This is a genomic window from Catenuloplanes japonicus (assembly GCF_000717135.1).
Taxonomy (GTDB): domain Bacteria; phylum Actinomycetota; class Actinomycetes; order Mycobacteriales; family Micromonosporaceae; genus Catenuloplanes; species Catenuloplanes japonicus.
Window position 1 is genome coordinate 13,416 of the sequence record NZ_JNXY01000014.1, and the last position, 12,543, is coordinate 25,958.

Sequence of the window (12,543 nt, forward strand, 5' to 3'; positions counted from 1 at the left end):
ATGGCCAGCATCGTCGCGGTCATCGCCTCGACGCATCACCCGTTCTACTACCGGGCCAGCACCGCGACCGGGGACGACCGCCCGCCGTTCGCCGACGAGTGGACCCGCAAGATCCTCGCGTTCCGGGAGACGCTGACCCGCGCGAACCCGGACGTGCTGGTCATGGTCGGCTCCGACCACTTCCACCAGCTGTGGCTGGACAACATGCCGCAGTTCCTGGTCGGCAAGGCGCCGTTCTACGACGCGAACTGGTACAACGAGGAACGCGAGTTCGGCCTGCCACGGATGACGCTGCGCGGCCAGGAGGACCTCTCCGCCCACATCCTGCGCCAGGGCCTGGATGCGGGCTTCGACCTGGCGTTCAGCAACGAGCTGCGCATCGACCACAGCGTCACCTGCCCGATCATCACGCTGCGCCCCGAGGCTGACCTGCCGATCGTGCCGATCTACACGAACATCTTCGCGCCGCCGCTGCCGCAGCCGAAGCGGTTCGTCCAGCTCGGGCAGGCGGTCCGGGAGATCATCGAGGGCTGGCCGTCGCACCTGCGGGTCGCGGTGATCGGCACCGGGCACCTGTCGCTGGAGCTGGGCGGCCCGCGCCAGTTCGGCCCGCACGGACCCGACCCGGAGTTCGACCGGCGCGCGGTGGAGTGGATCGCGAGCGGCGACATCGACAACTGCGTGCGCGAGGTGACGCTGGACAGCCTGCACTCACCGGGCAACGCCACCCACGGCTTCATGGACTTCATGCTGATGATGGGCGTCGCGGGTGCCGGGGCGAAGGCCGACTACGTCGACACCTTGGACCTGTTCCACACCATGGAGGCCTACTTCACCTGGTACCCGAACGGAGCGCCGGCATGAGCAAATACCTGCTGAACAAGTTCCTGTTCACCGTCGACCGCGACCCGGAGCTCGTCGAGCGCTACCGGGAGGACCCGCGCGAGCTGGTCACCTGGTGGGAGGCCACGACCGCGAACCGGCTGCTCAACTGCGTCGCCGCCGAGGACAGCACCTGGCAGCGGTTCGACGACGCAGAGCGGGAGGCGCTGGTCACCCACGATCACGTGGCGCTCTTCGCGCTCGGCGCGCACCCGTTCCTCACGCTGACGCTGTTCATCGCCATGTTCGAACGTGACAACACGGAGCCGCTGGAGTACCAGAAGGCGTTCGGCGCCCGGCTCACCCACTTCGCGCTGCCCTACCCGGACATCGCGACATGAGCCGCGCGGCGTTGCTGACCGAGTGCGGGCGGCCGCCGCAGCTCACCGACCGTGCCGCGCCGGTGCCGGGCGACGGCCGGGTGGGCATCATCGTGGCCGCCGCGCCGATCACCCCGCTCGACGTGCTCTGCGCGTCCGGGACCAGCTATTTCGGCGTGCCGGCCACGCCGTACGTGCCCGGCGTCCAGGGCGTCGGGCATCGCGCGGACGGCACCCCGGTGTGGTTCGCGACCTCGGCCGGCATGCGTCCCGGCGACGGCAGCATGGCCGAGACGGTGGCCGTGCCGGACGAGGACGTGGTCGCGCTGCCCGCGGGCGTACCCCTGAATGATGTTGCTGCTCTGGGCCTGTCCGCCGTGGCCGCGCACTCGGCGCTGACCCGTTCCGGCGGGCTGGCCGAGGGCGAACAGGTCGTGGTCCTCGGCGCGGGCGGCGTGGTCGGGCAGGCCGCGGTCCAGCTGGCGCTGCTCGGCGGTGCCCGCCGGGTGATCGCCGTGGCGCGTGCCGCCGAGGCCCGCGAGCGGGCGCTGCGCTACGGCGCCGCCGCTGCCGTGCCGCTGCTGCCCGACGACGACCCGGCGACGCTGGCAGCCCGGATCCGGGACGCGGCGGACGGCCCGGTGCACCTGGTGATCGACCCGGTCTTCGGGATCCCGGCGGCCGCGGCGCTGCGCGCGCTCGGTGCGGGCGGGCGTCTGGTGCACCTGGGCAGCGCCGCGGCCCCGACCGCCCCGATCGAGTCGGCCGCGCTGCGCAGCGGCTCGATCAGCATCATCGGCTACACGAACAACGCGCTCACGGTCGCGCAGCGGGCGGAGTCGATCCGGCTGGTCGCGGCGCACGCGCTGGCCGGCCGGCTGACCGTCGACCACGAGCCGGCGCCGTTCGAGTCGGTCGCGGACGCGTGGGCGCGGCAGAGCGCCGGGACGGCCCCCCGGCGGATCGTGCTCACGCTCTGACCTCGTACCCGTGCTCGGGCCGCGCACCCGGCACCGCGCGCCGACACCGATCACGCGCTCCGGAGCGGCTATGGTCTGCGACATCGCGTTCGCCTTCCCTGGCGCGGTCCACCACCACGCCGTGAGGAAGAACCATGCACCCGCGATTCGCCGAACTCGGCTGGGCCTCCACGCACATCGGCGAGATCAGCCTGCGGCAGCGCCTCGAACCCACCACCAATACGCAGGTGTACGAGGTGAAGCTCGGCGACGAGTACCTCATGTCCAGCATGTTCACCGTCGCCGAGGAGGAGCTGGCCCGGCTCGGGCTGGCCGCGCTGCCGGACCTCCCGTGTGACGTCGTGGTCGGCGGGCTCGGGCTCGGCTACACCGCGCGGGCCGTCCTGGCCGACGACCGGGTCCGCGCCATGATCGTGGTCGAGGCGCTGGCACCGGTGATCGACTGGCACCGGCGGGACCTGCTCCCGGACGCCGCCGCGCTCACCGCGGACCCGCGCACCACGCTGCGGGAGGGTGACTTCTTCGCGCTGCTGCGCGACGGCACCGGCTTCGACCCGGCCACGCCGGACCGGCGCTTCGACGCGATCCTGGTCGACATCGACCACTCGCCGGTCAACGTCCTCGACCCCGCGCACGCCGATCTCTACACCCCCGCCGGCCTGGCCCGGCTCGGCGACCGGCTGCGGCCCGGCGGCGTGTTCGGCCTGTGGTCCGACGACGCCCCGGAGGAGAGCTTCCTGTCCCTGCTCCGGCAGGGTTTCGCCACCGCGGCCGCGCACGTGGTCACCTTCGCGAACCCGCTGACCGGCGGCCGGTCCGCCAACACCGTCTACGTCGCGCGCAAGGCCGACTGACTACCAGGCGTAGGCCTCGGGGGCGGGCTTCGCGCCGTTCGGGCCGACCGGCGGGAACAGCTCGTCGAGCCGGGCCAGCGTCGGCGTGTCCAGCTGGATCTCCAGTGCGCGCAGCGCGCCGTCGAGCTGGGCGACCGTGCGCGGGCCGATGATCGGGCCGGTCACGCCGGGCTGGGCCAGCAGCCAGGCCAGGCCGACGTTCGCCGGGTCCTCGCCCAGGTCGGCGGACAGCTTCTCGTAGCCCTCGATCGCATCGTGGTGTGTCGCCAGCGCGTCGGCCGCGCGGCCGGAGGAGCTGCGCGCGGTCGCGCCCTCACGCTGCTTGCGCAGCACACCGGCGAGCAGGCCGCCCTGCAGCGGCGACCACGGGATCACGCCGAGACCGTACTCGCGGGCGGCGGGCAGCACCTCCAGCTCGGCCCAGCGGGTCAGCAGGTTGTAGATCGACTGCTCGCTGACCAGGCCCAGGAAGTGCCGCGACCGGGCCGCCTCCTGCGCCTGGGCCAGGTGCCAGCCGGCGAAGTTCGACGACCCGAAGTACAGCACCTTGCCCTGCTGGCGCAGGACGCTGAACGCCTCCCAGATCTCGTCCCACGGCGTGGTCCGGTCGACGTGGTGCATCTGGTACAGGTCGATGTAGTCGGTCTGCAGCCGCTTCAGCGAGGCGTCGCAGGCCCGGCGGATGTTCAGCGCGGACGACAGGTCGTCGTTGGGCCAGTCGCCCATGCTGCCGTGATATTTGGTGGCCAGCACGGTCTTCTCCCGGCGGCCGCCACCACCGGCGAACCAGCGGCCGATGATGTTCTCGGTGATGCCCTCGCCCTTCTTCCAGCCGTACACGTTGGCGGTGTCGAAGAAGTTGATGCCGTGCTCGTGGGCGCGGTCCATGATCGCGTGGCTGTCGTCCTCCGGCGTGTCCACGCCGAAGTTCATGGTGCCGAGCACGAGCCGGGACACGGACAGGCCGCTGCGGCCCAGGCGGGTGTATTCCATGATCTCAACCTACGCCGATGGTCTGCCGGGCGGATGAACGCGCTCCCGTCGTACCGGCGACGGCTCCTGAATTTCACAATCTTCAAGAGCCGCATCGGGTACGGCCGCGTGTTCAGGAGCCCGCCAGCCCGGCCGTGCCCGTCGCGCCCGGCAGCGGCAGCGCGCGCAACTGTGGCTTGCGGACCTTGTTGGAACCGGTGCGGGGCAGGGCGTCGACGACGTCGATGTAGCGGGGGATCTTGTAGCGGGCGAGCCGGCCGGTGAGGAAGGCGCGGATCTCGCCGGCGTCGATCCGGCGGCCCGCCGCGGGGACGAGGAATGCCCGCCCGGTCTCGCCCCACGCCGGGTCGGGGACGCCGACCACCGCGGCCTCGGCGACCGCCGGGTGCGCGAAGAGCACGGCCTCGACCTCGGTCGGGTAGACGTTCTCGCCGCCGGAGATATACATGTCCTTGAGACGGTCGACGATGTGCAGGTGGCCGTCCGGGCCGGCCACGGCGATGTCCCCGGTGCGGAACCAGTCGCCGGTGAACGCGTCGCGGGTGGCGCCGGCATCGTTCCAGTAGCCGGGGGTGACGTTCGGGCCGCGGACGACGACCTCGCCGGGCTCGCCGGGATCGGCGTCGGTGAGGTCCGGCCGCACGCACCGCACGTCGGTGAAGAAGACCGGCGGGCCTGCCGAGCCCGGATGGGTGGCCGCCTCCGGCGCTTCCAGGAAGGTGGCGCCCGGCGCGGTCTCCGTCAAGCCGTAGCCCTGGCAGAAGACCAGACCCCGCCGCTGGTACGTGTGGATGAGCGCCTCCGGCACGGCCGAGCCGCCCACCAGCAGCCGCCGGACGGACCGCAGATCCGCGTCCGGCCAGCGCGGGGAGGCCGCGAGCGCGGCGTACATCGACGTCACCCCGAACATCCAGGTGACCCGGTGCCGGGCGATGAGGTCGTAGGCGCCGTCGACGTCCCAGGCGGGCATGATGACGGTGCGGCCCCCCTTGAGGATCGTCGGCAGTAGGCACTGGTGCAGCGCGGCGACGTGGAACAGCGGCGCGCTGACCAGCGTGACGTCGTCACCGGCGACGTCCACGCCGACGAGCAGAAGCTCTTCCGCGACCTCGAGCGCGCCTACGCCGCACCCGCGCGGGCCGCCGCCACGCTGCTGGACCTGCGGCCGGCGGACCCCGCCGGCGCCGGGTGACCGCGCATGTCAGGACCGCCGGCCGGCCGGCTGCAGCACCAGCACCATCGGCTCGGTCGGCGGCTCCTCGCGCAGCAGCGCGGCGAGCCGCTCCATCAGACGCGAACCCGGCCGTGGCCCGGTCCCGGTGACCACGTCCGGTGTCCGGCGCAGCGCGGACCGGTGCGCGGCCTGCAGCACCGGCCCCGGGTCGGTGCCGAGCTCCTCGGCGAGCCGGGCGCGCACGGCCGGGAACACCGACAGCGCCTCCGCGTGCCGCCCGGCCGCGTCCAGCACCGCGATCAGCGCGGCCTGCACGGTCTCGTGCAGCGGCGCCATCGACGCGGCCAGGCGCAACGACCGCAGCACCAGCTCCGGCCGGCCCTGCGCGACCGCCAGCCGGGACGCGGCCACGCACGCGTCGAGGAACTCGTCGTCCAGCGCGGCGAAGACCGGCATCGCGCGCGGGCCGGGCGTCGTGCCGTCGCCGGACGGCCCCCGCCACAGCTCCAGCGCCCGCGCGTAGGTGCCGAGCGCCTCGGCCGGCCGCTGCCGCGCGAGCATCGTCCGGGCGTCGGCGATCAGCTCCCGGAACACGGTGATGTCCAGCATGTCCGGGGCCGCGGTGAACAGGTAGCCGGCGGCGTGCCGCACCAGGTAGGAGCCGGCGCCACGGACCGGCAGTCCGGGCTCCAGCAGCCGGCGCAGCGCGCCGATGTACTTCTGGATGATGTTGACGGCGGAGGCGGGCGCGTCGTCCTCCCAGATCATGCCGATCAACTCGGCGGTGCTGACCGGCCGGCCCGCGCGGGCCGCCAGCAGGGCGAGCAGGTAGGTCTGCTGCCGCTGGCCGGTGTCGAGTTCGACGCCGTCGCGCCAGAGCCGCAACGGACCGAGAAGCTGCAGTTCCAGGTGGGAAGCCATGACAGACATGCAACCAGCGGGGGTACGGCCGGGCCACGCAGGAAATTACGCAGAAGCGTGGGGGCCCAGGTCGTCGAGGGTCTCCCGGCCCGCCTTCAGGAAGGCCAGATCGAGCCCGCTGCCGGCGGCGTGACTCTCCTCGAGCGCCTCGAGGCCGGCGACGAGATCGGCGCGGGCCTTGCCGGTGTCGCCGAGCGCGGCGTGGGCCCGGCCGGTGGCGATGCGGACGTGGCCGACCAGCCGGACGTTGTGCAGCTCGGTGGCCTGCGGCAGCGCGGTCGCACCCCAGCGCAGGCACTCGTCCCACTGCTCCAGCGCGCAGTACGACGTGGTCAGGCCGGCATGCGCGCTCGCGTGGATGACGGCGACGGCGCCCTGCGGCATCTCGATGCTGTCCAGTTCGGACAGCATCTGCAGGTACTGTTCCACCGCCTCGGCGTCGCGGCCCGCGGTCGCGAGCGTGGCGGCGTAGCCTCCCCGCTTCGCCGCGTGCGGGCCGAGGTCACCGCCCTGCTCGAACAGCGCGATCGCGGCCCGCCACGACGCCAGCGCCTCGTCCAGGCGGCCCAGGTAACGCAGCGCCGCGCCGGCGTACTGCAGCGCCAGCCCCTGGTTCTCGAGGTCGTCCGTCTCCTCGGCCATCCGCAGCGCGTCCATCGCGACCCGCACGGACTCCTCGGCCCGGTTGCCGCTGTGCAGCAGCGCCCACGAATAGCTGACCAGATGGTCCAGCTGCTGCCGCCGGTCGGGCAGCGCGGCCGCCGCCAGCATCGCCAGCCGGTGCGTCTCCGCCCAGCCGGGCCAGAGCGGCGTCGAGTTGGCGTAGTAGGCCAGCGCCTCGACCGTGTCGACGACGACCTGATGCCGGTCCTCCGCCGCGATCGTGCGCAGCGCGGCCAGCCAGTTGTCGGTCTCGGCGCGCAGCCAGTCGCCGGCCTCCTGCATGCCGGCCATCGGCACGAGGCCGTCCGCGCCGTCCGGGGGCGTCCCGTCGTGGGAGTGGTACCAGAGGCCGGCGACGGTCGCGGTGGCCAGCAGCCAGTCCGTCATCCGGCGTGCCGTCGCGGTCCTGGTCCCGTCCGTCTCCTCGGCGCGCAGCCGGTCCTCGGCGAAGAGGCGGATCAGGTCGTGGAACCGGTAGCGGTCCGCGCCCTGCGGCTGCAGCAGGCCGATCTCGACCAGCTCGTCGAGGCAGTCCTCGGCGTCCGGCAGGTCCGTCTCGGTGAGCACCGACGCCAGCGGCGCGGCGAAGTCCGGGCCGGGCACGTGGGCCAGGCGCCGGAACATGGTCGCGGCCGGGGCGGGCAGCTGCGCGTAGGACAGGCCGAACGCGGCGGCGATCCGGGTGTCGCCGGCCGTCAGCGCGGCGAGCCGCCGGTCCGCGCCGGCCAGCCGGTCCACCAGATTGCCGACCGTCCACTGCGGACGGCTGGCCAGCCGGGTGCCGGCGATCCGCAGCGCCAGCGGCAGGTGCCCGCACAGCCGGGAGACCGTCTCGACCTGCGCGGTCGCGTCCGGGTCGCCGGCCTGCGCCGCGATCGCCCGCAACAGCCCGGCGGACTCGGACGGGGCCAGCGGCGGCAGCGGGATCCGCAGCACGCCCTCCAGGCCGCCGAGGATGCGTCGGCTGGTCACCACGACCAGGCACGGACCACCCGCGGGCAGCAGCGGGCGCACCTGCGCCTCGGCGCCGGCGTTGTCCAGCACGACCAGGCACCGCCGGTCCCGCAGCAGCGCGCGCAGCTGCGCGGACCGGTCGTCCTCACCCGCGGCGATCCGGGCCGGCGGCACGTCCAGCGCGCGCAGCAACCGGCCCAGCGCCTCGCCGGGCTCGATCGGCGCGGAGTCGGTGCCGCGCAGGTCGACGTAGACACGGCCGTCCGGGAACTCGCCCCGCAGCTCGTCGGCGACCCGCACCGCGAACGCGGTCTTGCCCAGCCCGGCCGTGCCGTGCACGACCAGCACCGGAGCCGGGCCGTCACCGGTCCGCTTCGCGGCGTCCCGGGCGATCATGAGCTCCGCCGCGCGGCCGACGAAGTCACCGACGCCGCGCGGCAGCTCGCCCACCCGGGGGCGGCCGGCCGCGCTCGGCGAACGGGCCTCCTTCGCGGCCGCGATCAGGACGTCCCGCGCCTCGTCGGTCAGGCGCAGCCCGTCGGCCAGCGCGGCGAGCGTGCGGGCCTGCGGCGCCCGGCTGTGGCCGCGCTCCATGTCACTGATCGTCCGGTCACTGACGCCGGACGCCTCGGACAACTGCTCCAGGGTCAGCCCGGCGTCCCGGCGCAGCGCACGCAACCGATCGCCGAACATCACCAGGGCATGATAGACCCGCCGTAGAAGCACCGGCGAAGCGTATGGACGCGCTCTTGACAGGAACTGCACTGCGAGCAACGCCGGGGTACGGGCGGCGACCCGTACCCCCGTGGGACCTATCGGTTGCGGGGTGCGACCAGCGCCCAGCTGGTGCGGACCGCGGTGTTCTCGGTGCCGTCGAAACCCTCGAACGTGCTCAGCGGGCCCGGCCCGTAACGGGCCAGCACGTCGTCCGCGGTGCCGCCGACGTTGTCCGGGCCCACACCGAAGAAGAACGCCGGGTCGGCGCCGCCCTCGTCCATGATGTTCAGCGCGGCGTCGATGCTGCTGATGTGCCAGTTGCCGAGGTAGTGCCCGGCCTCGTGGGTGACGAGCGTGCCCAGCACCCGGCCGATGAACGCCACCCGGTCGCTGGCCGGCGTGAGGTAGGTGTTCAGCGAGATCGCGTCCCCGGCCGGGCCGCTGAGCAGATCCAGCAGCACGATCGCGGTCTCCTCCCGGGCGAAGTTGCCCGGGTCGATCGACTGCGCGATGCCGACCGTGGGGATCTCCAGCTCCTCGATCGTGCCGCCGATGATCACCCGGCTGGTGTCCGGCGCACCCCACGTCTCCGGCCCGTCCGCGCTGGTCACCACGCGCACGGCCAGCTCGTCCACGCGCGCGTCCCGGCGGGCCAGGTGCAGCTGGGTGGTCACGGTCCGGGTGATCACCTCGTGCAGCCGCGGCAGGTCGGCCTCGGTCAGGCCCCAGTTCGCCAGGAACTGCGGCAGGCCGGTCACCGGGCGCTCGCCCGGCGTCGCGCCCGCGTTGAAGATGGCCGGGTCGATCGTGGCGCCGTTCGTGTCGATCAGCAGCGTCTGCTTCGTGCCCCTCGGCTCCGACTCCGCCGGCGGGCGGGTGATCAGCGCGTTCGCCGTGTACGCCCCGGCACCGCGCTCGACCACGATCCGGTGCCGCCCGGAGACCGCCGCGATGTGGTCCGCGTTCGCGTTACCGCCCTTCGGCAGCGCCGACGACGCCGGCACGATGAACGACAGGTCGACCGCCGACCCGAACACCAGCGTGCCGCTCGGGTCGTAGACCTCCAGCCGCGCCGCACCGCCGGACACGGTCAGGCCCAGCACGTCGCCCTTGTCCAAATCCACCGCGAACGAGTCCCGGTCCTCGGCCGCGACCTGCAGCAGCAGCTCGTACGGCCCCTCGGAGCCCGCGCCCGGCCCGCTGGCCGGATCGTCCGGGTCCGCCGGGAGCAGATCGGGGCTCCAGCCGCCGACCGCCACGTAGTACGTGCCGTCGGCGGGCAGCTCGATCGAGAACCGGCTGCTGAAGTCCTCCGGCGGCGCCTGGTCGTCGTTGCCGCCGATCAGCGTGCCGTCCGCCGCGTACAGCACGGCGATGCTGTCCAGCGCCGCGCCGGGCGTGTCCACGTCCGCCGTGACCACCTCGCCCGCGCGCCCGGTCAGCGCGTAGAAGTCGAAGTCACCGGTGCCGGTGCCGGCCGAGCCGTGCGGGCCGTCCCCGATCGTGCCGCCGGTGGTGACCGCCCGGTGCTGGGCCGAGATGCCGGTGTCCGTGGCCGGCGGGATCGCGCCGTCGTCCTCGGCCGGCGACGCCAGCGGCACCGCGACCGGGGCCTCGGACGCGAGCGTGCCGTTGATCGTGAACGTGCCGGTCTCGTGCCGGCCGGAACCGACCCCCGGGATGAACTCCGGCCGGGTGTCGTTGCGGCCGCGGACCGTGGCCGGCTCCCGCTCGGTGTAGGCGCTCCCGCCCGGCCGCGTGGCCGCCGCCTCCGCGCCGGTGGCCATCGCGCGCTGCCAGGCCGCGATCCGCGTGGTGGTCAGCTTGCCGTCGAGACCGAACGTCAGGCCGGGCGTCTCGGACCGGGCGCCGGGCATGCTCTTCGCGCCGACCGACAGGTAGGGGTTCGCGCCGGTCGCGGCCAGGCTCTTCTGCTTCGCCGGATCCGGCGGCGCGGCCTGCCCCGGTGAGGGCGCCGCGACGGTCACGGCGAGGGTCATCACGAGGAGCGGCGGTGCTGTTCTGCGCAGGGTTGTGCGTACCTTCACGACGCCTCCCATAGACGCTGGACACTGTGCCGAGCGCCAGCCTAGGTGCGCCCGCGCGATTCACGCAGCCCCGTCCCCGCCGCTCCGACGCCGCCCCCACCGGAGCAGTACCGCTTCTGAGCTGCCCTTTTCGCGGATCGGCGGCGTCGGGTTCATGGATGTGAACATCCATGGGCGCGGGCTACGCCGGAGGCGTACCCCCGTGGGCCTGTGGGTTTTGGTTTTCTTGATGCCTAGAACTACTATGCCTCGTACTTCTAGGTATCAGGGAGGTGCCCGTGAAGGTGACCAAGGATCTGGTGGCCGCGTCGGCGACGCCCATCGTGCTCGGCATCCTCGCCGAGGGGGAGAGCTACGGGTACGCCATCCTGCGCCGCATCAACGAGCTGTCCGGCGGCGAACTCGACTGGACCGAGGGCTTCCTCTATCCGCTGCTGCACCGGCTGGAACGGCTCGGGCACGTCGAGGCGAGCTGGCAGGCGGTCGCGGGGGAGCGGCGCCGCAAGTACTACCGGATCACCCCGCAAGGGCTGGCCGAACTGGCCGAGCAACGACGTCAGTGGCAGACCGTGGTCGACGCGCTCACGCAGGTCTGGCCGCTTCTCATCCCCCAGGAGGGCACCGCGTGACCGTCACCGACGGCAAGGACGAGGTCGAGGACCAGTTCGTGCAGTGGCGGGAGTACGTGCGCCGCCGCCCCGAACTGCGCGAGTCCGACGCCGACGAGCTGGAGGACCACCTGCGCGAGACCGTCGACGGGCTGGTGGCGCTCGGGCTCAGCCGCGACGAGGCGTTCCTGGTCGCGGTCAAGCGGATGGGCGGCCTGGACGACCTGTCCCGCGAGTTCGCCCGCGAGCACTCCGAACGGCTGTGGAAACAGCTGATGTTCACCGGCGAACCCGCCGACCCGGCCAGGCGCGGCAGCCTGTACGCGATGCTGGTCTGCGCGCTCGGCGCGGCCGTCTCGATCAAGGTGCCCGAGCTGTTCGGCCTGTCGTTCGCCGACGGCGCCATGTTCTACCCCCGGAACTTCGGCCTGTTCACGCTGCCCTGGCTGGCCGCCTTCCTGGTGTGGCGGCGACGCCCGGCGACGTGGGTCTACGGCGTGCTGGCCGCGATGTTCGCGCTCGGCGCCGTCGTCGCGAACGCCTACCCGCTCGGCGACGACTCCCAGTCGATCGGCCTGGTCATGTCCCATCTGCCGCTCGCGCTGTGGCTGCTCGTGGGCCTGGCCTACGTCTCCGACGACCTGCGCGCGTCCCGGCGCCGGATGGACTTCATCCGCTTCACCGGCGAATGGTTCGTCTACCTCGTCCTCATGATGCTCGGCGGCGGGGTGCTCATCGCCTTCCTGTACGGCATCTTCGACGCGATCGGAGTCTCGGCCGACGACCTCATCGAGAACTGGGTGGTGCCGTGCGGCCTGGTCGCCGCGACCGTCGTCGGCGGCTGGCTGGTCGAGGTCAAACAGGGCGTCATCGAGAACATCGCCCCGGTCCTGACCCGGCTGTTCACCCCGCTGTTCACCGTGGCGCTGCTGGCCTACCTGGCCGTCATCGGCTGGAACGGCAGCGGCATCGACGTCGACCGTGACGCCCTCGTCATGTTCGACCTGCTGCTCGCGGTCGTCCTGGGCCTGCTGCTGTACTCGCTGTCGGCCCGCGACCCGCAGGCCCCGCGCGGCCCGTTCGACGTCATGCAGCTCGCCCTCGTGGTCGCCGCCCTGCTCATCGACGCGCTCGTGCTCTACACGATGGCCGGCCGGATCGCCGAGTACGGCACCACACCGAACAACACGACCGCGATCGGCCAGAACATCGTGCTCCTGGTCAACCTGACGTGGTCGGCGTGGCTGCTGTTCGGGTTCGTCCGCCGGCGCGCCGGCTTCGCCGCCATCGAGCGCTGGCAGACCTTGTATCTTCCCGTGTACGCGGTGTGGTTCTGGACGGTGGTCCTGGTCCTGCCGCCGGTGTTCGGCTTCCGCTAGGCGTCGCGTCCCCTCCGCCGCCCGGAAAATGCGCGGCGGCGGAGGGACCG

At 73.0% G+C, this 12,543-nt stretch carries 11 protein-coding genes; 6 read left to right on the forward strand and 5 right to left on the reverse strand.

Features of this window, described 5'->3' with window-relative positions; all coding sequences use genetic code 11:
- The 4 genes from OP04_RS20145 to OP04_RS20160 all read left to right on the forward strand — a co-directional run bounded on the left by OP04_RS20145 (window position 1) and on the right by OP04_RS20160 (window position 3,036).
- The gene (locus OP04_RS20145) at window positions 1-864 is read left to right on the forward strand and encodes a DODA-type extradiol aromatic ring-opening family dioxygenase (RefSeq protein WP_033341316.1); all 864 of its coding nucleotides are present in this window, start codon (window positions 1-3) and stop codon (window positions 862-864) included.
- Window positions 861-1,223: a hypothetical protein gene (locus tag OP04_RS20150; protein WP_033341317.1), complete on the forward strand. Its 363-nt coding sequence runs from the start codon at window positions 861-863 to the stop codon at window positions 1,221-1,223. The genes OP04_RS20145 and OP04_RS20150 overlap by 4 nt, the downstream gene beginning before the upstream one ends.
- Window positions 1,220-2,182 carry a zinc-binding dehydrogenase gene (locus OP04_RS20155; RefSeq protein ID WP_051798389.1) on the forward strand — a complete coding sequence of 321 codons (963 nt, stop codon included), beginning with the start codon at window positions 1,220-1,222 and terminating at the stop codon, window positions 2,180-2,182. Before OP04_RS20150 ends, OP04_RS20155 begins: the two co-directional genes overlap by 4 nt.
- A gap of 134 nt (window positions 2,183-2,316) precedes the next feature.
- Complete coding sequence (locus OP04_RS20160; protein WP_033341318.1) at window positions 2,317-3,036, forward strand: spermidine synthase; 720 nt, start codon at window positions 2,317-2,319, stop codon at window positions 3,034-3,036.
- Here OP04_RS20160 and OP04_RS20165 read toward each other — a convergent pair whose 3' ends face one another.
- From OP04_RS20165 to OP04_RS20185, 5 genes are all read right to left on the reverse strand, one after another.
- Window positions 3,037-4,029 (reverse strand): aldo/keto reductase, encoded by a 993-nt coding sequence (locus OP04_RS20165; protein ID WP_033341319.1) that lies wholly within the window; start codon window positions 4,027-4,029, stop codon window positions 3,037-3,039. It lies immediately after the preceding gene.
- A gap of 112 nt (window positions 4,030-4,141) precedes the next feature.
- Window positions 4,142-5,110 carry an AMP-binding protein gene (locus tag OP04_RS20170; protein ID WP_232323659.1) on the reverse strand — a complete coding sequence of 323 codons (969 nt, stop codon included), beginning with the start codon at window positions 5,108-5,110 and terminating at the stop codon, window positions 4,142-4,144.
- A gap of 120 nt (window positions 5,111-5,230) precedes the next feature.
- A complete protein-coding gene (locus OP04_RS20175; protein WP_033341320.1) occupies window positions 5,231-6,124 on the reverse strand; it encodes an AfsR/SARP family transcriptional regulator in 894 nt (297 codons plus the stop codon).
- Between the two features lie 45 nt (window positions 6,125-6,169).
- Window positions 6,170-8,434 (reverse strand): ATP-binding protein, encoded by a 2,265-nt coding sequence (locus OP04_RS20180; protein WP_063746645.1) that lies wholly within the window; start codon window positions 8,432-8,434, stop codon window positions 6,170-6,172.
- A gap of 119 nt (window positions 8,435-8,553) precedes the next feature.
- Window positions 8,554-10,506, reverse strand: coding sequence for a PPC domain-containing protein (locus tag OP04_RS20185; protein ID WP_198153900.1), 1,953 nt, complete (start codon window positions 10,504-10,506; stop codon window positions 8,554-8,556).
- 278 nt (window positions 10,507-10,784) lie between these two features.
- Here OP04_RS20185 and OP04_RS20190 point away from each other — a divergent pair, with 278 nt between their 5' ends.
- Both OP04_RS20190 and OP04_RS20195 read left to right on the forward strand, forming a co-directional pair.
- Window positions 10,785-11,135 (forward strand): PadR family transcriptional regulator, encoded by a 351-nt coding sequence (locus tag OP04_RS20190; protein ID WP_033341322.1) that lies wholly within the window; start codon window positions 10,785-10,787, stop codon window positions 11,133-11,135.
- A complete protein-coding gene (locus OP04_RS20195) occupies window positions 11,132-12,493 on the forward strand; it encodes a permease prefix domain 1-containing protein (RefSeq protein WP_033341323.1) in 1,362 nt (453 codons plus the stop codon). Before OP04_RS20190 ends, OP04_RS20195 begins: the two co-directional genes overlap by 4 nt.
- Window positions 12,494-12,543 lie beyond the last annotated feature (50 nt).